This is a genomic window from Shouchella rhizosphaerae, assembly GCF_036700015.1.
Taxonomy (GTDB): domain Bacteria; phylum Bacillota; class Bacilli; order Bacillales; family Bacillaceae_D; genus Shouchella; species Shouchella rhizosphaerae.
On record NZ_CP144921.1, the window covers coordinates 1,766,675 to 1,788,184 of the forward strand.

A 21,510-nucleotide genomic window follows, 5' to 3' on the forward strand; every position below is an offset into this window, starting at 1 on the left:
GTCCCTCCTCATTACTCTTGTTGAACAGACATTCCTACGAATTGCGTGCCGACTTGCCCGGCCTCCAATCCTTTTTCAAAGACCGAGCAAGCACAAGCGGACTCCACGTTTGTTCATATGTCATTCCTCTTCAAAATAAGTTGGATAGGCTTCCTTTAGCTCGTATTGGTCATACGTAATTAATTTAAGGTGGTCACGGACAAGCGCTTCAGCTTCATCTGCTTGTTTCGCGCGTATCGCTTGCGCCATTCCCTCATGGTGCTGGATCAATAAATGCCAATTTAGTTTTGAATGAATGCTTAGCTTCAGTGCTCTATTTAAGTGTGTGTTCATTTTTTGTACGACTTCCCAAATGCGCAATTTCCCCGTGCCCTCTGAAATGAGACGATGAAATTCACGGTCTAATGCAAACAGTTCCTCTTCATCTTCACGCTCTTTTGCCTGTTTTTGTTTAACGACATTTTCTTCTAATAAAAGCAATGCTTTTTCAGTCACTGTTTCACAGGCTAACCGAATCGTAGCTACTTCCATGTGTTCCCGCAAAAAACGAGCATCTTCCACATGGGAAAGATCAATTTTTGTCACAAACGAGCCACGTTGTGGGCGAATATCGAGCAAATCATCTTCCGATAGCCTTAAAAACGATTCACGTACAGGCGTCCGGCTTACTTCCAGTTCTTCCGCAATATCCTTTTCCGAAATCGTGGAACCCGGGGGAAGGACGAGCGTCATAATTTGTTCTTTAATCGTTTCATAGACAAAATCGGTTGTCGAATACCGCTTTCTGACAAATCGATCCATGGATTCACCTCCTCTTTCTTCTTCAACTAATACACTACCATACTACCATACAAATATGGTAGTATGAAATCAGCAGAATGTAAAACGCTTTCATGAAGGAGGAGTTTTTATGGCCATTCGTATTCAAACCAAACAGTTGCAATATGCGGTTGCCAATGCCTTTATCAACGCGAATGTGAACGAGGAAGACGCCCACATTGCCGCCGATGTGCTTGTCCATGCAAATTTGCGCGGTGTTGATTCACACGGTGTTATGCGTGTCGAACACTATTTAAAGCGAATTGCCGCTGGCGGCTTAAAGACCAACCCACAGCCAGCGATCAAGCAAATAACCCCGTCAACAGCTGTTTACGACGCGGACCATGGGCTCGGGCACCCAGCTTCTAAAAAGGCGATGGACCATGCCATCCAGCTTGCGAAAAACAACGGCATCGGCGCTGTCGCTGTACAAAACAGCAGCCACTGTGGCGCATTGTCCTACTTTGTCCAACAAGCCGCACACAGCAATGTCATTGGGATCGCGATGTCGCAAACCGACAAAGCCGTTGTCCCTTTTGGAGGGAAAGCGCCCTTCTTTGGCACCAACCCGATTGCTTTTGGCTTCCCTGCTGAGGCTGAAAAGCCGGTTATTTTAGATTTTGCGACAAGCGAAGCCGCATTCGGCAAAATTTTAAATGCCCAGGCAAGTGGCAACTCGATTCCCGCAAACTGGGGTGTTGACAAAGAGGGGAAAACGACAACCAATCCGAATGAAGTCGCATATTTATTGCCATTTGGCGGCGCCAAAGGATATGGGCTCGCCATGGTTGTTGAAATTTTTTCTGCGTTATTGACTGCCTCAGCGTTCGGTCCACACGTTACGAAAATGTATGGCGATTATGACCAGTACCGGCGTTTAGGCCATTTCTTTATCGCGATTGACACAGAAGCTTTTGCCCCTGCTGTTTCTTTTCCTACACAAATCGACCAAATGGTTCGCGAACTCCGCCAAGTGCCGCCAGCTGACGGGTTCTCACAAGTGCTTGCCCCAGGCGATCCAGAAGCGAACACCTATGAAACTAGACAAAAAGAAGGGATTCCTTTGCCTAAAGACGTTTGGACATTTATTGAAAGTCAGCAAAGCGGTGCCAAAAGCCAAGACTCTTAACGATTTCCGCCTCCCCTTAAGGTTTATCTTAGGGGAGTTTTTGAATCTAAAAGAGGAAGATGCCACGTCTATTTTCCTTTAGTCCTCGGACAACACGAACTCTGCAAACAAAAGACTCCTATCCATAGCCAGCGCCTATTTACCCGATTTCCTTATGTCCCATCCCCATAAACGAAGTATGTTGTTGTAGCCATGCGATAAAAATTCACTTGCTCTAAACACGCCAAAATAGGTTATCTGTTTCGATATGCAACTGCTGTAACCCTTTAAAAATTGGTAACGGATGACGATAATAACAGTGTTGAATTTTTAAACGTAAGGGGAAAACAATAGAAGGGGAGCAAAAAAAGTGAAAAACAAATGGACGACGCTTAAGCATTGGCCTTTAAAAGCAAAGCTCATTACAGCCTTTGCCATTGTGCTAGCCATTCCAAGTGCCATTATTGGCATAAGCTCATACCAAAGTGCGAAGGGCAATATCATTTCGAGCATGAGCGAGGCAAATCAAGAAAGTTTACAAATCATTAATCGCACAATCGACTTATTTATAGAAGGGCAAATCGAAAACATTGAATATGTCGCCCTTGCAAGCGACGCAGAAGCATTTTTAGAAGAAGAAACAGAAGAGCAGCGCACCTTGTTGCAGACGTTTCAAGAAACAAAAACCCATGTGGAGCAAACCTTTGTAGGGACAACAGCAGGAAATTTTATGAACGAACCGACGTCGTTTCAGAACCCTCCTGACTATGACCCAAGGGAACGCCCTTGGTACCAGCAAGCGATGGAACAAACAGGGGAAACGATTATCACAGCCCCTTATATTTCCAATTCATCCAATGAACCAGTTGTCACAATCGCTAAAACAACAGCAGATGAACACGGCGTCGCTGCCCTTAATTTGCAGTTAGACGCCATAACCGATTTACTATCGACAATCTCCATCGGTGAAAATGGATACGTGTTTATTATTGACCAGAATAACGCTTATGTTTCCCATCCACATGAAGAGTTAGGAAGCGAAGCGAGTGAGTTTTTCTTACAGCTGCATGACTCGGAAGAAGGCGAATTAGATTACCAGTCGGAAACAGATGATGAAAACCTCAACCTTCATTATACAACGAATGACCGTACAGGCTGGAAAATTGTCTCCGCCATGTACGAAACAGAGATTGAACGTGCAGTAGCGCCAATTTTAAATACGACTTTATTCGTCATTTTTCTTTCTTTACTAGGCGGCGCCGTCCTTGTTTACATTTTGACACGGTCGATTGTCTCCCCTATCCAGAGACTCACGACAGCAGCCGAGAAAATGGGTGAAGGGGACTTGGCCGTAACTTTTAAAGTCGATAAAAACCAAAACGATGAAATCGGCAGATTAGGCAAGTCATTTGAAAAAATGCGCAATGCCCTGGCAACCATGATTGCCCATATTCAAGACAAATCCCACCAATTGTCTGCTTCTGCTGAAGAAGTCATGGCCATCTCCGGAGAAAACACACGTGCCACCGAACAAATTGCCAATTCGATGCAAGAAGTGGCCACCGGAGTCGATAAACAGGCTGTGAGCGTAAACGAGAGTGCAGGAATTGCGAAAAAAATGGCTGGTTCCATCAACGAAGCAGTCGAAAAAACGGATGGTGTTCAACAAACAGCCCAAGAGGCAGCCCAGTTCGTAGAAAACGGCAACAAGGCGATTAACACAAGTATTTCACAAATGACGCAGATTAGGGAAACAGTAGGAAACTTATCACAAAAAGTAGAGGGGCTCGGGCAACGTTCAATCGAAATTAACAAAGTGGCCGATACGATCAAAAGCATTGCTGACCAAACGAATTTGCTTGCGCTCAATGCTGCTATCGAAGCTGCCCGCGCTGGCGAAGATGGCCGCGGCTTTTCCGTCGTCGCCAACGAAGTTAAAAAACTGGCAGACCAGTCAGCCGCCGCTACGGTTGAGATTAGTGAAATGATCCAATTAACACAAGTAGATGCCCAACAAACGGTCGCACAAATGGAAACAAGCAAAGAACAAGTGGAAAAAGGGATTGAAGTTGTCAACGTTGCGGGCGAATCATTCCACAACATTAAAATTTTCGTCGATAACGTGGCCGCGGAAGTCCATGAAGTCGCGAGCTTAATTAACAGCATCGGCCAAGGAAGCGAAACATTCGTCGCCACGTTTGACGATCTCGCTTCCATCTCAGAGACGTCGTCCGCTAGCGTCCAAAACATTTCAGCCTTTACAGAAGAACAGCTTGCTTCAATGGAAGAAATCGCTGCTTCTGTAGAAAACTTAACCCAATTTGCCGAAGAGCTCCAAGGGTTAGTGCAACAGTTTGACATCGATGACAAGCAGCAATAAAAAAGCAGCCCAGCGATTTAACCATGTCGCTGGGCCATTTTTGGCAAAACAAGTCTATTTCAAATAGGGAATAGATCAGGTAATATAGCTCTATACAAGCATTATTCCGCAAAGGATGGTTCGATCATCGTGGACATCAAACAAGTACAAACAAGCAACGATATTAGCGAGTTAGCACGTTTAGGCGCAGACATTTGGCAACAACATTATGTAACGATCATTTCACATGAACAAATTGCATACATGCTAGACAAATTTCAATCGGTCCAAGCTATAACTGAACAAATCGAAAAGCAAGGATACGAGTATTACTTTCTTATCGCTAACGGCGAAAAAATAGGCTATATCGGCGCAAAGCAAGAAGAAGGGAAACTCTTCCTTAGCAAATGTTACATCGAAAAAAGCCACCGCGGAAAAGGCTATGCCAGCCAAGCATTTGCCTTTTTAGAAACGCTCTGCCAAAAGCGCGGTTTAACAAAAATGTGGCTGACCGTTAACCGCCATAATAAGGACTCCATCGCTGTCTACGAGAAAAAAGGCTTTCAAAAAGTACGCACACAAATAGCCGACATCGGCAATGGCTATGTCATGGATGACTTTATTATGGAAAAAGAACTTGTTGATCACTAAAAGGCAAAAGCACCAAGTCAAAGTCTCATCCTTGGACTTGGTGCTTTTTCTTTGTTAAAACATGTAGGCCCTCTCTTATTTCTAGCTGTCACACAAATTTTTTTTGAAAGTGCAACCTTTTGATCACAAAACGCCCTCTAAGTAGTAGAAAGGAGGCACGGCCTATGACAGACGAAGAGCTCGCACGAAAAGCAATTAGCGGCAACGTAGCCGCTTTTGAATCTTTGTTAATGGCTCATTATGAAAAGCTTTACTATACCGCCATGAAATACACCAACCAACATAATGATGCCCTTGATGCCATTCAAGAGGCTAGCTGCAAAGCATACTTATCGATTCACAAATTGAACCATCCACAATATTTCATGACGTGGGTGACAAAAATTCTCATTCGTGAATGCTACCAACTGCTGCAAAAACAAAAGAAAATGATCCCCTTTGAAGACGCGGACCTATTTAAAAAGTTAGAAGGCCATCAAGAAGCACCCGCACATGCTTCAACGTTATCAGCCGCGCTTCTCGATCTCGATCAAAAATACCAGTCGGCCATTATTCTGCATTATTACCACGACCTCCCTATCAAAGAAGTCGCCGAGATTATGAAAAAACCACAATCAACCATCAAATCCTACCTGCTTCGAGGGAGAAAACGGATGAAAGCCTATTTTGAGAGGAGCGAACGTTTGCATGGAACCATCATTTGATAAACAGATCAAACAAGAAGTCGAGCATGCCATTCGCCAAGGAATTTTGAAGGCAGAAAAAGCGAAAAAGGCAAGTTGGAAACCGTGGGCTTACAGCTTTGGCGCTTCAGCCGCTGCAATCGCGCTTCTTTTTGGCTCAGCTTACTTTTCTCCTGCATTGGCCAATAGCCTTTCACAAATTCCGGTAATAGGCTCTGTCTTTAGCGTTTCAGAAGATGAGCGACTTAAGCAAGCAAGTGAACAAGGATTGACAAAGGGATTAGATGAAACACAGACCATTCATGGAGTAGCTGTCACATTAGAAGAGCTGTTGTATGACCAAACTCGTATCTCCTTAGGATTTACCGTTAAATCGGACGAAGCGCTTACTGAAAAAGATTCCGATTTCACCATACAACCCGTCATAAACGGCAAGCCTTCTTCAGGGTTTTCAGCAAGGGAAGAAATACAACAAATTAGCGCGATTGAACAAAAACACATTTATGAAATTGAGGCGGAAGAGGTTGATTCTGACTCATTTGAATTCGGTCTCATTTTAGAGAATGGCAACGGGGATACGTATTATTTTTCCGAAACGGTAGACCAGCTTGATAGCAATCAAATTGCCGTCCATGCTAGTCAACAATCGGAAGGAATCGAACTTGACGTCGAGTCGTTGTCTTTAAGCCAAACCTCAACAAGCTTAACGTATTCCGCTTCTCAGGAAGGCGATTCAACAGACCTTTCCTTGCCTATTTACGATTTGGAATTTGAACTTGTTGACCAAGATGGCAATACGATTCCTTCTTATTCTGGCGATATTAGTGGAGATTTTGTAGATGGGGTCTGGACAGTCCAAGGCACGAAAATGTTTGATCCGCTAAGTCCATCGGTCAAAAAAGTGGTTGTCACCCCAGTCCTCATCACGCCAGACCGCATAGGAGAAACAGGCGAACACATGGAAGAGCACGAAGAAGTCGCCATCGAACCTTACAATATTACGTTTGAACCATTTGAAATCGAGATTCCATAGCCCTTTAGGAACTATCAGACTGGAGGCCATGTGGCAGTCTATCGCGCAATGGATCAGCGCGTAGGGCTGCCACGTTCTTTATTGGGCCCACTTACCGAATCCTCACTACTTTTGGCCATCTGGATATGTCGCTCTTAAAAATTGGACTGTTTCTTTAATTAGCGACTTTAATACTTCTATATCAATATCGGCCACTTTATTAATATACACGCACGATTTTCCAGCCGTATGTTTTCCGAAGTTCTTAAGCAGTTGTTGTTTTTTCGTTTCCTCACAAGCAACATACAAACTGATTTTTGCTTTTCTCGGTGAAAAACCAACGAGTGGCGCATCCCCTTCATGCCCAGATTTGTACACGTAATGGTATGAACCAAAACCAATAATGCTCGGCCCCCACATCTTTGCTTCATACCCTGTCGTTTCCGAAAAAATCGCAAGAAGCTTGTATGCATCCTCCCGCTTCGATGGGCTTTCAACACGTTCAATAAATTCAGCGACGCTAGCATTGGTTTCGATTGTTTTAGCCTTCTTCATTTGCCTTCACCCTTTTTGTTGATAGGTTGCTCGTTTTCTGGTATTTAGGAAACGGATGCACTCCTTTGTGGAGTCAGTTACGCGTTGTTATTTTTTATTATGATAAAATCGCTTTGCTTTGGCCCGATTGCCGCAGTCTGCCATTGAACACCAACGTCTGCTGCGATTGCGGCTTGTATCTAAAAACAGCCAACCACACGGATCCCCTTCACACTTTTTCACCCTGCTCCGTTCTTTTTCAGAAGTCAGCACGTCTATAGCAGACTTAACAATCGGCGGAAGCATACCATCTAATGTGTCTTCACCGTTTAAAAATTCCAATGAAAATGTAGTCCCACTAGGTACTATTTGCATTCTTCCGTAAGCATGGCCTAAAGCCTCATTCAAAATAGAAAGATCGCATGCATCTGGCATTTCATTGATCGATACAAGACTAAAAATGTGGTACATCGATTCCCGCAGCTCAATCGCTTGTTGGAGAACTTCTTTCGCCTTAGAAGGTTGATTTTCTGCTTTTTTTAGTAGCGAAAGCGCTTGTTGTTTTTTAAGAACATTGGCATGCACACTCCAGTTCACTAATCTTTCGTAACTCGTCAGCAACTCCCTTGATTTCTCACTGCTATCGTGCCAACTTACTGTATTGACAAAATCCAAACACAAACGTCCGCCAAGCAACTCATGCTCGTATCCATCTTTATTTATATCCGACATATGACTTCTCCTTGTTATACCGTAAGTAGCATTTAAATTTCTCTTATAACCATTATAAAAGGTGTTGACAGTTAGAATCAACTAACCGATAATATAACCACCAAAGTAATTATAGAGGGTTATGTATATCACTTTGTAAAGAGTTAAATATTCCCCGTCTTCGAAAAAGCAAATGGTTAGAACATGAAAAGAGGTGTTGCCAATCGACTTTTTGACCTGACCATAGTCGGTTTTCCGTTGGCAGTTGATTGGATGGACAACAAACATTTATGGAGGGCTAAACATGAACGAAATAGTAAGAAACTCGGTTAAAACATTAATAAAGGAAACATTTGAAGGACCGGAAGCAAAAGGAAGTTGGTTCACAGAGGCTGAACCGAATTCGGGAATTTTCGGTGTACTGGGAGGGACGTCGAGCGACCTAGCTTCCCGATCTGTTTATGGAACAACATTGGCTGCACACACGGACCACATTCGCTACTATCTATGGGGAACCAATGAAACGTTAAAAAAAGGAAAACAACCAGAAATGGATTGGGGCAAGAGTTGGACCATTCATTCAGTAGATGAACAGCAGTGGAATCATATTCAAGCAGGTTTGCGCAATGAATATGTAACACTTTTGCAATTGATGGACGATGCCGAATGGAATGAACGAAAGGCCAATGAAATGGTAGCTTCCCTCGCTCATTCCGCCTATCATCTAGGAGCGATTCGGCAAATGTTAAAAGTGGTTAATGGGTAGAACGAAGGTTTGGTATTACCTAGTTATCGGTACACCAAGAAAAAGAGCCCGCCCAGTTATTAGGCAGGCTTTCCTGTTACGCGCTTTGTTTGTTTTCCCATTCGGAAATATCTTCTTCAATCGGGAGGTTTTCGCTCCGGCGTTTATGGGCTGCTTTAAAAAATAAAACAGTCAAAAGGACGGTAAAGCCTACGCCGATGATAACGGATGCTTGCATTGGCAAGTTAAAGCCGATTGGCGCATTGACGATATAGGTCGCTGCCGTCACACTCATAAACCAGGCTGGAAAAATCGCAATCCAGTAATTTCGGCGGGCAATGTATAAGAACATGGCGCCGATCCAAAGGGCGATGACGGCGGTGGATTGGTTCGCCCAGTTAAAGTACTGCCACAGCATTGTGAAGTCTACTGTCGTTAAAATGATAGACGTAATGAACAATGGCGCGGCAATCCAAATGCGGTTCATCACTTTCTTTTGCGGCACATTGATATAATCGGCAATAATCATTCGCGCACTCCGAAAAGCGGTATCGCCAGATGTAATCGGCAAAATGATGACGCCGAGAATCGCTAGTGTGCCAACAATTGGGCCTAGCATCATTGTAGAAATTTCAGACACGATGCCGCCTGTGCCTATTGTAGAAATTAATTCGTTAAGCGTGACAGGGCCATCAAATAGACTCATTGCTGCCGCTGCCCAAATCATCGCAATCATGCCTTCTGCAATCATCATCCCATAAAAAATGTTGCGCCCTTGGCTTTCATTTTGTGTCGTCCGCGAAATGATTGGCGATTGCGTGGCGTGGAAACCAGATAGCGCCCCACAAGAAATCGTCAAGAACAACAACGGAAAAATCGCCGCTCCCTCGGGATGGGTATTGGCAAGGGACAATTCTGGAATCGGCGCTTGGTTCCAAACAAGGGCCAAGCCAATTCCTACCGTGCTAAACAGCAGCAAGGCACCGATATAAGGATAAATGCTGCCAATGATTTTATTGATCGGCAGGATCGTTGCCAATAGAAAATAGAAAAAGATGAGGACAACAAAGACAACAACTGGCACAGAACCATTGACCAGATCATAAAGCAAGTCAGCTGGCGAGGCGACAAAGACGGTACCGACGAGCAGCAAAAGCAAGATCGAGAATGCGTTGACCACGTGTTTCATCGCTTTCCCTAGAAACTTTCCCGCTAGCTCAGGCAAGTGGGCGCCGCCATTTCGAATCGAAATCATCCCTGTCAAATAGTCATGGACTGCACCTGCAAAAATACAGCCGAGTACGATCCAAATGAAGGCGACAGGCCCGTAAAGCGCACCCATAATCGGCCCAAAAATCGGCCCTACCCCAGCAATGCTAATCAACTGAATCAATGCGTTTTTCTTTTTGCCCATCGGCAAATAGTCGACGCCATCGTGTTTCGTATAGGCAGGCGTCGTCCTTTCCGCCTTTGGCTGGAACACTTTTTCGACAAATTTTCCGTAAGTGAAATACCCAATTATTAATAGTGCAAGCGCTCCCAAAAATGTATACATGCAATCGTCCTCCTTTTCGGACTACCGTGAATGCGGTTTCACAAGCTGAGTGTACAAAAAAAGCGCGTGTTTGTGTAAAATCCGGCATAAGGCGCCAAAAAGAGGGCCTAACATGCAAAAAAATAGAGCCAAGATGCAGCTTGGCCCTAAAGTTCGATTTGCGAACGAAGGGGTTTCACGTAGTTGCGGCTTACTGGAATATGGTCGTCAATGCCTTTTAGCTTTAATTGGTAAGCCCCATTGAACCAGGCGTTCATTTCTGTAATACAGGCAGTGTTTACTAAATAGCTTTTGTGGACTCGAAAAAACGAATAGGGAGCCAACCGCGTCTCCAGTTCTTTTAACGTCAGCCGTGTTTCGTAGGCGCCTGTAGCTGTGATGACTTTGGTGCTTTTCTCATCACGGTATGCGTATGCGATCGACTCTGGTGCCAAAAAGTGAATCGCCTCGTCCCCCTCGACGGCTAGTTTTGCAGGTGGCTTTGTTCGTTCCCGTTCTGCTGTGAGCGCCAGCATATCTTCCACTTGGGCAATTGTTTCGGCAAGCCGTGTTTCATCAATGGGCTTGATTAAATAGCCTTTTGCCTGTAGCTGAAAGGCTTCTACGGCAAACTGCGGGTAGGCTGTCGCAAATACAATGAATGGCGGTTGCTTCATTTGTTTGGCGATTGCTGCAATTTCTGTTCCATCCATTTCCGGCATTTCAATATCTAAAAACAAAAGGTCCGGTTGCAAGTCCATCATTTTTGCTGCTGTTTCGTGGCCAGACGCCGCTTCGCCTACCACTTCAATTTGTGGAAAAAAACCAAGCAAATACAGCAATTCCTCACGGCTATACTTTTCATCGTCAGCGACCAGCGTGCGAATCGGTTTGTTCTTCATGTTCATGGTGCTCCCTGTCCTTTCTAGCCAATTTTGGAATTCGGAAACGGACGAGTGTTCCCCGACCAGGCTGGGCTGAAAATGCCAATGACGCTTCAGGGCCATACATCATTTGCAATCGTTTATTGCTGTTGTAGAGGCCAATGCCTGTACCGCTGTCTGTGGCAGGAAGTTCATTTCCTAGTTTTTTCAGTTTGTCAGGATCAAACCCTGCCCCGTTATCTTGAACAGAAAGAACGACATCTTCCCCTTGTTCTTGCACAGAAATGATTAGCACACAATCAGAGCGTTTATTTTTAAAACCATGCTTCATCGCGTTCTCAACGAGTGGCTGCAACGTTAGCGGCGGAATCGATACATGCAAAAACCGCTCATCAATCTTATACTGGACAGTTAGCCGGCCTTCAAAGCGGACTTCTTCAATCGATAAATAAGCCTTTATATGGTGGAGCTCTTCTGCAAGAGAATGAAGCTTTGTCGTCGTCGCCGAGACATTTTGCCGTAAAAATTGCGCTAACGAATGGAGCATCGTCCTTGCTTTCATTGGCTCGATCCGAATCAAGGAAATGACTGTATTTAACGTATTAAATAAAAAATGGGGGCTGATTTGCGCTTGTAGCGCATTGATTTCTGCTTCTTTGGCAAGTTGATACGCCCGGTCGGCTTCAGCCAACTCTAGCTGGCTGCTAAGCAAATTGGTTAAACCAGAAAGCATTTCCGTCTCTAATTCCGTAATTTCTTTTTTTGAATGAAAATAAAATTTAAGTGTGCCTACCACTTCAGCCCGGATAATTAAAGGGGCGATGACGGCTGCGCCAAGTGGGCAATTCGGCTCTTTGCAGTGGATTTCATCATCGCCAGCAATAATCATTTGCTTTTTTGCGATCACTTCAGCCGTTAATTTCGTTTGAATGCTCATGTTGGTTTTATGGTGGTCAGCCGCAACGCCAATATGGGCAAGAATCATATCCTGATTTGTCATTGCAATCGCACAGGCATTCAGTTCTTTATATAAAATGTCGCATACTTCCTTAGCAGAATGGCTTGATAGCCCATGCTTAAAATGGGCCAGTGTTTGTTCGGCAATGCGCAAGCTCTTTTGCGCTTGCAAAGCGCCTGCTTTCTGTTCTTCTTTTGTCACGCTTTGGATAATGAGCAAAAAGAGCGTACAGCCAATCCCATTGGCCACAATCATTGGCAACCCGATCGTTTGCACAAGGGAAATCGCAGCAGCCGTCGGATTTGCAAGCAAAGCAATTAAACCCATTTGCACGGTTTCCGCCAATGCACCGAGAAGAAAGATAGACAGCGGCCGGTTAACCGCATTCGGATTTTTCGATCGGTAAAAAGCAGCAAATAAGCCGGCGACAATCGTAGCGATCCCACATGAGAAGGCCGTGAAGCCGCCAAGCAACATCCGATGGACGCCTGCTATTAACCCGGCGCTAAGACCGACTTTATAGCCGCCAAACAGTCCGGCTAACACAACGCCAATCACCCTGAAGTTCGCAATCGCGGCATCTTCTTGAATGCCAAATGTGATCCGCTGCAGCACAAGGGATTCTGCTTGAAAAGTGACGCCAGAGTAAGTGCCAATAATGCCGAATGCGCCAAAAAACAAAATCGCCGTCCATGTCTGCTTACGCGTTAACCGAGTCGATTTAACCATGACACGGAAAAAGCGCATCCTCGTCGCAATAAATGCAAGCATGACAATGAGGCCAAGGCGCTCTAGCATTAAAAGCAATAGTTCAAACATAACGTCCCCTCATTTCAACATGAGCTTTTCCTATCTTAACGTAGCCCGAAACGAAGCGCAAAACAGGACAGGAACAGAGCTCTTCCGATCGAGCTGTATATATTAAACGAAATCGTTTCTACACAGCCGGCAGGCTTCGCCCCGCCGACAAGTAAGCGGTGCTACGTTTGGCTCGCTTTCCGAAGCCCCCCTAAGCCATGGTTTGTAAATTGGTAAATTAATACGGCCATCTCTGCTGGGCTTTCTTTTTTGCCGCCAACTAACCAGCTTTCAATTGCGTCAATTGCCCCGCTCACAATCATTAACGGGATATAAGGAGAGAGCTTTCCTCGCAATTTGTACTGGTCGATCCACTTTTCTAATATGTGCGTTTTTGCGAGCTCCATAATTCGCTTTTTAAAGGTGACATCGCCGTGCCCACTTAACAGCACTTGGCAAATATCGCTTCGGTCGGCGATATACTCCATAATCTTTTCTGTCATATGCAAAGCTTCTTCTTCTTTGCCACAATGATACTCGTTCAAATGATGGTTCATATCGAGCATCACTTCTTCACTGATTGTCGCAAGCAAGTCATACGGGTCGGCATAGTGGCTGTAAAATGTCGATCGGTTAATATCAGCAAGCTCGCATAGCTCTTTGACTGTCACAGAGGAAATTGGTTTTTCTTTCAACAAATCAACCAAGCTTTCTTTCAAAACCATTTTTGTATATTTCTTTCTTCGGTCGATCTTCTCAGACATCTTCTTCCCACCTTTTTTGCGTTAGCCAACAAACAAGGGAAATCTGTTGGATTCACAACAGATTATAACCGACTGTGTGTTGTTTGCCCAACACTGTGTCGTTATAATATGAAATGCATTGAAACGATTGTCAACAAAAGAGGTGATACGCGCTTGTTCGTCGATACCATCATAAAGCATAAAAAAGGCATTATCCTTTTATTTGCCATCACTGCCCTTTTCGCAGCGGTAGCTCAATTTTTTGTATCGACCAACTACAATATGGTTGATTACTTGCCAGATGATGCTCCTTCCACTGAAGGCTTGGCGTTAATGGAGGAAGAGTTTCGCTCAGCAATGCCGAATACAAACGTGCTCATTCATGACGTCTCCATTCAAGAAGCGATTCGTTATAAAGAGCAACTAGCAAGCATTGATGGCGTGAGCGACGTATCGTGGCTCGATGACGTGTTTGATATTCGGATTCCTCTCGAAATGGCGGACACAAGCTTAATTGAAACATATTACAAAGACCGTGACGCCTTGTTTTCGGTAACAATTGACAGCGGTGCCGAAGTAGCGGCGACAGATGCGATTTATTCATTGATTGGCGAAGAAAACGCCGTTACAGGGGAAGCGGTTAACACAGCTACGTCCCAGAAAATGACTGGTTCCGAGACGCTCTATGCTGCAGCGTTGCTCGTTCCAATTATTATCATTATTTTGGTGTTATCGACCAAGTCATGGGTCGAGCCATTGTTTTTCCTAACGGCGATCGGCGTTTCCGTCCTCATCAATTTAGGAACGAACATTTTTTTAGGGGAAGTTTCATTCGTGACACAAGCAGTGGCGCCTATTTTACAGCTCGCTGTTTCCCTTGATTATGCCATATTCCTTTTACATACCTTTTCAGACGAGCTGGACCAACATCAATCGCCGAAAGAAGCGATGGCAAAAGCGATGCGCAAATCGTTTCCGGTTATCTTTGTCAGTGCCTTAACGACATTTTTTGGATTCATGTCGCTCATGCTAATGGACTTTGGAATTGGCGTCGATTTAGGGTTTAACCTCGTCAAAGGAATTGTGTTCAGCTTTATATCAGTCGTCGTGTTTTTGCCTGCGTTGACGCTGACTTGTTACAAATGGATCGAAAAAACGACGCATCGAAGCTTGGTGCCGAGCTTCAAAGGCAGCGGGGCCAAGCTGCTTAAGCTGCGGATTCCCACTCTCGTCCTTGTCCTCCTGCTGCTCGTTCCAAGTTTTTTGGCGCAAAGCAGCACCACCTTTCTTTATGGGCTTGGGGACTTGCCTGAACAGACACGCGCTGGCGCCGATGCGAAACAAGTCGAGGAAACGTTCGGGCAATCAACGCCGATTGTCTTGCTCGTCCCTAATGACGACATCGCTAAAGAAGAAAAGCTTGTCCAAGAGTTGGAACAGATTCCCTCTGTCGAGTCCGTGCTTGCCTATGCCAACATGGTCGGGGCAGCGATCCCTTCTGATTTTCTCGATGATGAATTGACGAGCGATTTCCATTCGGAAAACTACAGCCGCATTACCGTCTATACATCTGCCGGCGTCGAGGGGGATCTCCCATTTGCGCTCGTGGAACAGATACGTGAAATCGCGCAAAACTATTACGGCGATGCGTTTTATACATTAGGGGAAAGCGCGACGCTGTATGATATGAAACAAACAATCAGCAAAGACAACCAGCTCGTTAACATCGTGACGATCACCACGATTGCCGTTGTTCTTATGTTTATGTTCCGGTCGATTTCGATACCGATTATATTGTTGCTCACCATTCAGGCGGCTGTCTGGCTCAACCTGTCGGTGCCTTATTTTACAAACGAGCCACTCGTGTTTGTCGGCTATTTGATCGTCAGTACCGTCCAGTTAGCCGCAACGATCGATTATGCGATTTTGCTGATGGAAACGTATAAACATCACCGCCAGATGATGCCGTCCTTTGCAGCAATGAAGCGGGCGCTTGATGAAAAATTGTTTCCAATTGCTGTTTCTGCGGCGATTTTATCAAGTGTTGGGTTCATTTTATGGTTTACGTCAAGCAATCCCACTGTCTCATCGATTGGATTATTGCTCGGCAGGGGGGCTGCCCTCGCCTTCCTATTGGTCATATTATTCCTTCCGGCGTTCCTTTTGATCGCCGACCGCTTGATCGAGAAAACAACGCATCGGGCCAACTTTTACAAGGAGGAGGACTCATTATGACGTTACGAAAAATGGCAACTGCGTGTACGATCGCTGTACTCTGCATCCCTTCGATTTCTTTTCAAGCAGAGGCAAACGGACACGGGGAAGTGGCTGCCAAAGACGAAGTCGTTTACGCCAACTTGCTTGCTAACGGCTCCTTAAAGGACATTTATGTAGTAAATGGCTTTGATGTCGCTACGGAAGGAGACATCAGCGATTTTGGCGCTTACGAACAAGTCATTAACTTAACCGACTTGTCCCCAATTGAGCAATCCGAGGATGGCTGGCAAGTAACTGCTCCTGCAGGCATGTTTTATTACCAAGGCAATTTGCCAGCCGACACGGAGCTGCCTTGGACATTTGACATTTCCTACTCATTGGACGGCCAATCCATCAACCCGCAAGAGTTGATCGGGGAAAGCGGATTGGTTGAAATCGCCATCGAGGTCAAACAGAACGAAAAAGCGGACACGACCTTTTTTGAGAATTATTTGCTGCAACTGTCCGTGCCCCTGCAAAGCGATGTGTTTCACAACATAGAAGCGCCAGACGCCACGATTGCCAATGTAGGCAAAGACAAACAAGCAGCTTTTACAGTCATGCCTGAAGAAAGCGCCTCCTTCCACCTCTCTGCTGATGTCGAGCAATTTGAGTTTACTGGCATCGAAATATCGGCATTGCCCGCTTCTATGGCAGTCGAAGCCCCTGACACAGGGGAACTAGAAGAGGAAATGGGCACGTTGACTGGCGCGATTGGCGAGCTGGCAACAGGGATGGGCGAAATCAAGAAAGGGATGGATGAACTTGCAGTTGGCCTCAGCCAATTGGAGGACGGTTCAAGCGATTACCAAGCGGGCAGCGAAGAATTAGCCCTTTCTGGCGACGAGCTTGTCCAAGCTTCGAGCGAGATTGAAGCCGGTTTATATGAACTGAGCAGCTCTTTAAGCGAAGCAAGCGCGCCAGAAGCAGATGTTGCATTAGATGACACGTTATTTGCCGCCTTTGACGAACTGTCAGCAGGCATGAGTGAAGCTGCGGCCGGTTTAGAAGAGCTAAGCACCCATTACGGCGAAGCCTATGGCGCCTTGAAAGCAGCGGTGGAGTCCATCCCTGAGAGCGATTTAACAGAAGAAGACATCCAAACGCTGTACGAAGGCAACCCTAACTCAGACACACTCGCCCAATTAGTTGCTTACTATCAAGCGGGGCAAGAAATAAAAGGCACCTATGCAGCTGTAAAAGAAGGCCTTGACGCCGTCCAGCCTGTTTTAGAAGAAAGCAAAGCGGGCTTAGAGGACATCGCTGCTGGAATCGATGAGCTCGCCAGCTCGCTCCAGGAAGCGTTGGGGACGATTGACATCGGCGAAGGCTTTGCCCAATTAAGTGAAGGCATCGACGAAGTAGCCAGCCAATATAGCCAGTTTCACGAAGGGTTGGCCGACTATACCGGCGGCGTTTCCCAATTAAACGACTCGTATGCCCACATTCACGAGGGCATTGGCGAAACGGCAGAAGGGTCGACTGAGTTGTCATCTGGCATGGAGGACATCCACAATGGCGCAAAAGAGCTAGAGGAAGCAACAGCAGACGTGCCAGAACAAATGCAAGCCGAAATTGATGACATGCTTTCCCAGTATGACAAATCCGATTTCGAACCGGTTTCCTTCGTCTCGCCAGAAAACAACGACGTCATTGAAAACGTCCAATTCGTCTTTCAAACAGAGCGCCTAACATTGCCGGAGGAAACGCAAACGGAAGAAGACAACACCGAAGAAAACGTGAGCTTATGGCAACGCTTTTTGCAGCTGTTTGGCTTAGGGGACTAAAAGACAACGAACACCGGCCAGCCTTATGTACAAAAGGGCTGGCCGGTGTTTCTTTGTTCACTATTTAAACGAAATGGCAAGCAACGAAATGCCCTTGCTCTGCTTCCCTAAAAGCGGGCACTTCCTTCTGACAACGATCTTTTGCGAGAGGGCACCTCGTATGAAATTTGCACCCAGTTGGCGGTGATGCTGGATTTGGGATGTCGCCTTTTAAAAGAATTCTCTCTTTTTTGTGTGTAGGGTCAGGGACAGGCAAAGCCGATAACAATGCCTTTGTGTATGGATGCAATGGGTTTTCGTATAACCGGTCTCTGTCGGCTAGCTCCATCATTGTCCCTAAGTAGAGCACACCAATACGCGCACATAAATGTTCGACAACGCTTAAATCATGGGAGATGAATAAAAAGGCCAACTTTTTCTTTTCTTGAAGCTCATTAAACAAATTAATGATTTGTGCTTGAATCGATACGTCTAATGCTGAAACTGGTTCATCGGCTACAATAAAATCAGGCTCCATAATGACTGCACGGGCGATGCCAATCCGCTGGCGTTGCCCGCCACTAAATTCATGTGGAAATTTATTCACATGGTAAGACGGCAGCCCACAAAGCTCCATCGTTTCCAATACTTTTTGCCTGACCGTTTTTTTCGTCGCGAGGCCGTGGTCCAATAACGGTTCTGCTAAAGCATCGCCAATCCGTAAACGGGGATTTAACGAACTGAATGGATCTTGAAACACAAACTGAATACGGGGCCTTACCTTTCTCATTTCTGCTTTGCTTAAACGATGGAGATTTTTTCCCCGATAAACGACTTCCCCTGCAGATAACGGCTGCAAGTTAAGAATCGATTTCCCAATGGTGCTCTTGCCGCTCCCTGATTCACCGACTAAACCAAACGTTTCCCCTTCATGTATGACGAAACTAACATCATCGACAGCTTTTACGAGCTCTGATTGGCGATTAAAAAAAGAAGCTTTTGTCTCATAGTACTTTTTTAAATGATTCACTTCCATGACGACTGGTTTGTTTGTCATTGCGCCACCTTCTCGTATAACCAGCAAGCTACGCGATGGCCTTCCTCATCGCCATCATTAATGAGGGAAGGTGCTTGATCGAGGCATATGTCCATGCAATGACTGCAACGATCAGCAAAGTAGCAAGACGGTTTCAAATCAATTAAAGGCGGAACTTGCCCTGGGATGGTATAAAGTTTCTTTTTCCTTTGCCCGATGACAGGCTTTGCTTGGAGCAACCCTTTCGTATAAGGGTGCTTCGGGTTAAAGAAAATCTCGTGCACCGATCCTTGTTCGATGATTTTACCTGCATACATCACAACGACATAGTCAGCAACTTCCGCGACAACCCCTAAATCGTGAGTAATTAACAACATCGACATCCCTTGACTGTCTTTCAGTTGTTTTAACAATTCAAGAATTTGCGCTTGGATCGTAACATCGAGTGCCGTCGTTGGTTCATCGGCAATCAGCATTTTTGGCTCACAAGCGAGGGCAATCGCAATCATGATTCGTTGCAGCATGCCGCCGCTCATTTGATGTGGATACGATTTTAACACTTGCTCTTCTCGCCCAATCCCGACTCGCTTAATGAGTTCAAGTGCCTTCATCCTCGCTTGTTTCTTTGAGATCGGTTTATGTTCTAATAAAACTTCAATCATTTGTTCACCAATCGTCAAGACAGGATTTAACGAAGTCATCGGTTCTTGGAAGATCATGGCCAATTCGTTGCCACGCAACCGCCTCATCTCGCCCTTAGACAACGTTGTTAATTCATTTCCAGCTAACTCCATCCTCCCTGTTACAGAGGCTTGCCCTTGCAGCAATCCCATAATCGACATCGCTGTCACACTCTTCCCACAGCCTGATTCACCTACAAGGCAAACCGTTTCTCCTTGCTTTACTGAAAAACTTATATCATCAACGGCTTTTACACTGCCTTCGTCTGTTTGAAAACACGTGCGCAAATTGCTTACTTGCAGTATTGGCTTACCCATATCGCTCACCTGCTTTTCATATTAGGATCAATCGCATCACGAAGCCCGTCGCCTAGGAGGTTTACAGCTATGACTGTGATGAAAATAGCTAACCCAGGAGGAACCCAAAGCCAAGGCCTGTTTGTAAAATCGATTAGCGTATTCGCTGTGTTAATCATGTTCCCCCATGAAGCCGTAGGTGGAACTACACCTAAACCGAAAAAACTAAGCACAGATTCACTCAAGATCGCTCCGCCTACACTTAACGTCGCCGTTACGATTAATAAAGGCACTACATTCGGCAGCAAGTGGTTAAACACTTTCCGTCTGTCTCTTAAACCTAGCGCGTCTGTCGCTTGCATGAATTCCCGTTCCCTTAAGCTGAGTACTTGGCTTCGCACGAGACGTGCCAAGCCTGGCCAATTTACGAGGCTTAACATGACCATGACGATATAGAGCCGTTGTTCCGCCGGCACACGCCACTCCGACATCACAGCCGCCATAATAAACAACAACGGCAAGCCAGGCAATGTCATTAACACATCGGCTAGTCTCATAATGATTTGATCGACAATCCCTCTGTAATAACCAGCCAAAATCCCGAGAATACCGCCAATCGTCACAGCCAGTGCCATGGCGCCAAGCCCGACTGTCAGCGAAATGCGCCCAGCCAACATTAAACGCGTCAGCACATCGCGGCCTAAATGGTCCGTTCCTACCCAATGAGAAAGGCTAGGGGCCTGATGAATCGCCTGCGTATTCGTCCCAACTGTCGTATAAGGAGAAAAAAACGGGCCGACAAAGCTAAATAAAAAAACAATGATTAGGACTATTAAGCCAAACAACGCCATTTTCTTCTTAATAAAGCGCCTGCCCACTTCTTTCCATAGCGACGACCTCTGGCCCCTGCCTGTAGGAAAAGGAGTCGCTGAGCGAATATTTGGTTGCTGTTCCATGCTGTCCTCCTTCCTACTTAACACGGACGCGGGGATCGGCGACTCCATAAAGCAAATCGGCGATTAAATTGCTAATCACCGTCAGGACAGCGATAAACATCGTAAATCCCATTAAGAGCGGATAATCCCTGACGGAAAAAGCTTGCATGTAAATCGCCCCTATCCCTGGCCAGTTGAAAATTTGTTCTGTAATAATGGCGCCGCTAAAAAGCGCTGGCAACTCAAACGCAAACAATGTGATCGCAGGAAGCAACGCATTTCTTAATGCATGTTTGTAAACAACCACTTTTTCTCTTAACCCTTTCGCACGGGCTGTACGAATGAAATCCTGCTTAATCACCTCTAGCATATTGGTGCGAAAGTACCGCGTTAACCCGCCAATTCCAAGCATCGTGAGCACAAGAACCGGCAATATCATATGTTCTAATACGTCTTTCATATAAGCAAATCCACTGTACTCAACACCGGATGTTGTCATCCCACCGGCAGGAAACCAGCCAAAGTCAACTGCGAAAATTTTGATCACAATCAAGCCGAGAAAAAAGGACGGCGTGGCCATCGCCGCAAAGACAAGAACAGTAACGGCCGCATCATAGAAAGAGTACTGTTTGGTCGCAGAAACAACGCCAACCATTAAAGCGATGCCCCATGTAAGAATGAGCGACGCCCCGGCGACGATAAAAGAGCTCCATATGTAATGGCCAAGCACCTCACTGACAGGGCGCTGGAATTGAAGCGAATAGCCTAGATCCCCTTTCAACAGGTTTCCAATCCACACAAAATAACGAACGATTGTCGGTTGGTCAAACCCATACAGCGCATATAACTCTGCTTTTCGTTCAGCAGTTAAATTTGGATCGGAGTCAATAAAATTGCCAGGGATCATCGAGTATAAAAAAAAGATCAAAATCGATGCCCCAATCAACGTTGGGATTAAGTACAATAGCCGTTTGATAAAATAATTCCCCAATGCCACCCCT

General features: G+C 45.5%; 19 protein-coding genes. 8 read left to right on the forward strand and 11 right to left on the reverse strand.

The genetic code is table 11. The features are described from left to right. Nucleotides 1-120: 120 nt before the first annotated feature. Entirely contained in the window at nt 121-801 is a 681-nt protein-coding gene (locus V5G21_RS08840) for a GntR family transcriptional regulator (RefSeq protein WP_011248881.1), read from the reverse strand. Nucleotides 802-910: 109 nt separating this feature from the next. Here V5G21_RS08840 and allD point away from each other — a divergent pair, with 109 nt between their 5' ends. From allD to V5G21_RS08865, 5 genes are all read left to right on the forward strand, one after another. Next, the gene (allD, locus tag V5G21_RS08845; protein ID WP_011248882.1) at nt 911-1,948 is read left to right on the forward strand and encodes an ureidoglycolate dehydrogenase; all 1,038 of its coding nucleotides are present in this window, start codon (nt 911-913) and stop codon (nt 1,946-1,948) included. 349 nt (nt 1,949-2,297) lie between these two features. Then, nucleotides 2,298-4,307, forward strand: a complete 2,010-nt coding sequence (locus tag V5G21_RS08850; RefSeq protein WP_011248883.1) for a methyl-accepting chemotaxis protein — start codon at nt 2,298-2,300, stop codon at nt 4,305-4,307. A 129-nt stretch (nt 4,308-4,436) separates the two neighbouring features. After that, entirely contained in the window at nt 4,437-4,937 is a 501-nt protein-coding gene (locus V5G21_RS08855) for a GNAT family N-acetyltransferase (protein WP_011248884.1), read from the forward strand. Nucleotides 4,938-5,101: 164 nt separating this feature from the next. Then, the gene (locus V5G21_RS08860; RefSeq protein ID WP_011248885.1) at nt 5,102-5,641 is read left to right on the forward strand and encodes a sigma-70 family RNA polymerase sigma factor; all 540 of its coding nucleotides are present in this window, start codon (nt 5,102-5,104) and stop codon (nt 5,639-5,641) included. Then, a complete protein-coding gene (locus V5G21_RS08865) occupies nt 5,625-6,653 on the forward strand; it encodes a DUF4179 domain-containing protein (protein WP_011248886.1) in 1,029 nt (342 codons plus the stop codon). Before V5G21_RS08860 ends, V5G21_RS08865 begins: the two co-directional genes overlap by 17 nt. Before the next feature lie 105 nt (nt 6,654-6,758). Here the strand turns inward: V5G21_RS08865 and V5G21_RS08870 are convergent, their stop codons facing one another. Continuing rightward, entirely contained in the window at nt 6,759-7,187 is a 429-nt protein-coding gene (locus V5G21_RS08870) for a DUF1801 domain-containing protein (RefSeq protein ID WP_011248887.1), read from the reverse strand. A gap of 87 nt (nt 7,188-7,274) precedes the next feature. After that, entirely contained in the window at nt 7,275-7,898 is a 624-nt protein-coding gene (locus tag V5G21_RS08875; RefSeq protein ID WP_251225750.1) for a CGNR zinc finger domain-containing protein, read from the reverse strand. A 283-nt stretch (nt 7,899-8,181) separates the two neighbouring features. On the opposite strand from V5G21_RS08875, the gene V5G21_RS08880 reads away from it, so the two are divergent. Continuing rightward, on the forward strand, nt 8,182-8,643 hold the full coding sequence (locus V5G21_RS08880) for a hypothetical protein (RefSeq protein WP_251225751.1): 462 nt from the start codon (nt 8,182-8,184) through the stop codon (nt 8,641-8,643). Nucleotides 8,644-8,719: 76 nt separating this feature from the next. Here the strand turns inward: V5G21_RS08880 and V5G21_RS08885 are convergent, their stop codons facing one another. From V5G21_RS08885 to V5G21_RS08900, 4 genes are all read right to left on the reverse strand, one after another. Then, nucleotides 8,720-10,177 carry a carbon starvation CstA family protein gene (locus tag V5G21_RS08885; protein WP_095236954.1) on the reverse strand — a complete coding sequence of 486 codons (1,458 nt, stop codon included), beginning with the start codon at nt 10,175-10,177 and terminating at the stop codon, nt 8,720-8,722. 146 nt (nt 10,178-10,323) lie between these two features. Beyond that, the gene (locus tag V5G21_RS08890) at nt 10,324-11,058 is read right to left on the reverse strand and encodes a LytR/AlgR family response regulator transcription factor (protein WP_338465474.1); all 735 of its coding nucleotides are present in this window, start codon (nt 11,056-11,058) and stop codon (nt 10,324-10,326) included. After that, on the reverse strand, nt 11,024-12,817 hold the full coding sequence (locus V5G21_RS08895; RefSeq protein WP_011248892.1) for a sensor histidine kinase: 1,794 nt from the start codon (nt 12,815-12,817) through the stop codon (nt 11,024-11,026). Before V5G21_RS08895 ends, V5G21_RS08890 begins: the two co-directional genes overlap by 35 nt. A gap of 161 nt (nt 12,818-12,978) precedes the next feature. Further along, nucleotides 12,979-13,560, reverse strand: a complete 582-nt coding sequence (locus V5G21_RS08900) for a TetR/AcrR family transcriptional regulator (protein WP_011248893.1) — start codon at nt 13,558-13,560, stop codon at nt 12,979-12,981. A gap of 108 nt (nt 13,561-13,668) precedes the next feature. Here V5G21_RS08900 and V5G21_RS08905 point away from each other — a divergent pair, with 108 nt between their 5' ends. Then, nucleotides 13,669-15,774: an efflux RND transporter permease subunit gene (locus tag V5G21_RS08905; RefSeq protein ID WP_050749008.1), complete on the forward strand. Its 2,106-nt coding sequence runs from the start codon at nt 13,669-13,671 to the stop codon at nt 15,772-15,774. Further along, complete coding sequence (locus V5G21_RS08910; RefSeq protein ID WP_011248895.1) at nt 15,771-17,582, forward strand: hypothetical protein; 1,812 nt, start codon at nt 15,771-15,773, stop codon at nt 17,580-17,582. The genes V5G21_RS08905 and V5G21_RS08910 overlap by 4 nt, the downstream gene beginning before the upstream one ends. 64 nt (nt 17,583-17,646) lie before the next feature. Here V5G21_RS08910 and V5G21_RS08915 read toward each other — a convergent pair whose 3' ends face one another. Genes V5G21_RS08915 through V5G21_RS08930 form a run of 4 tightly spaced genes read right to left on the reverse strand, consistent with a single transcriptional unit; the run spans nt 17,647 to nt 21,500 of the window. Next, nucleotides 17,647-18,618, reverse strand: a complete 972-nt coding sequence (locus V5G21_RS08915) for an ABC transporter ATP-binding protein (protein WP_011248896.1) — start codon at nt 18,616-18,618, stop codon at nt 17,647-17,649. Beyond that, complete coding sequence (locus V5G21_RS08920; protein WP_011248897.1) at nt 18,615-19,595, reverse strand: ABC transporter ATP-binding protein; 981 nt, start codon at nt 19,593-19,595, stop codon at nt 18,615-18,617. Before V5G21_RS08920 ends, V5G21_RS08915 begins: the two co-directional genes overlap by 4 nt. A gap of 5 nt (nt 19,596-19,600) precedes the next feature. Continuing rightward, on the reverse strand, nt 19,601-20,530 hold the full coding sequence (opp4C, locus tag V5G21_RS08925) for an oligopeptide ABC transporter permease (RefSeq protein WP_011248898.1): 930 nt from the start codon (nt 20,528-20,530) through the stop codon (nt 19,601-19,603). Between the two features lie 13 nt (nt 20,531-20,543). Then, the gene (locus V5G21_RS08930; RefSeq protein ID WP_011248899.1) at nt 20,544-21,500 is read right to left on the reverse strand and encodes an ABC transporter permease; all 957 of its coding nucleotides are present in this window, start codon (nt 21,498-21,500) and stop codon (nt 20,544-20,546) included. Between the last annotated feature and the right edge of the window lie 10 nt (nt 21,501-21,510).

Excerpts from the sequence above, each read along its gene's own strand:
- V5G21_RS08840 (WP_011248881.1), bottom strand. The coding sequence starts at position 801 with ATGGATCGATTTGTCAGAAAGCGGTATTCGACAACCGATTTTGTCTAT.
- allD (WP_011248882.1), top strand. The coding sequence starts at position 911 with ATGGCCATTCGTATTCAAACCAAACAGTTGCAATATGCGGTTGCCAAT.
- V5G21_RS08860 (WP_011248885.1), top strand. The coding sequence starts at position 5,102 with ATGACAGACGAAGAGCTCGCACGAAAAGCAATTAGCGGCAACGTAGCC.
- V5G21_RS08865 (WP_011248886.1), top strand. The coding sequence starts at position 5,625 with ATGGAACCATCATTTGATAAACAGATCAAACAAGAAGTCGAGCATGCC.
- V5G21_RS08870 (WP_011248887.1), bottom strand. The coding sequence starts at position 7,187 with ATGAAGAAGGCTAAAACAATCGAAACCAATGCTAGCGTCGCTGAATTT.
- V5G21_RS08875 (WP_251225750.1), bottom strand. The coding sequence starts at position 7,898 with ATGTCGGATATAAATAAAGATGGATACGAGCATGAGTTGCTTGGCGGA.
- V5G21_RS08880 (WP_251225751.1), top strand. The coding sequence starts at position 8,182 with ATGAACGAAATAGTAAGAAACTCGGTTAAAACATTAATAAAGGAAACA.
- V5G21_RS08885 (WP_095236954.1), bottom strand. The coding sequence starts at position 10,177 with ATGTATACATTTTTGGGAGCGCTTGCACTATTAATAATTGGGTATTTC.
- V5G21_RS08890 (WP_338465474.1), bottom strand. The coding sequence starts at position 11,058 with ATGAAGAACAAACCGATTCGCACGCTGGTCGCTGACGATGAAAAGTAT.
- V5G21_RS08895 (WP_011248892.1), bottom strand. The coding sequence starts at position 12,817 with ATGTTTGAACTATTGCTTTTAATGCTAGAGCGCCTTGGCCTCATTGTC.
- V5G21_RS08900 (WP_011248893.1), bottom strand. The coding sequence starts at position 13,560 with ATGTCTGAGAAGATCGACCGAAGAAAGAAATATACAAAAATGGTTTTG.
- V5G21_RS08905 (WP_050749008.1), top strand. The coding sequence starts at position 13,669 with ATGAAATGCATTGAAACGATTGTCAACAAAAGAGGTGATACGCGCTTG.
- V5G21_RS08910 (WP_011248895.1), top strand. The coding sequence starts at position 15,771 with ATGACGTTACGAAAAATGGCAACTGCGTGTACGATCGCTGTACTCTGC.
- V5G21_RS08915 (WP_011248896.1), bottom strand. The coding sequence starts at position 18,618 with ATGACAAACAAACCAGTCGTCATGGAAGTGAATCATTTAAAAAAGTAC.
- V5G21_RS08920 (WP_011248897.1), bottom strand. The coding sequence starts at position 19,595 with ATGGGTAAGCCAATACTGCAAGTAAGCAATTTGCGCACGTGTTTTCAA.
- opp4C (WP_011248898.1), bottom strand. The coding sequence starts at position 20,530 with ATGGAACAGCAACCAAATATTCGCTCAGCGACTCCTTTTCCTACAGGC.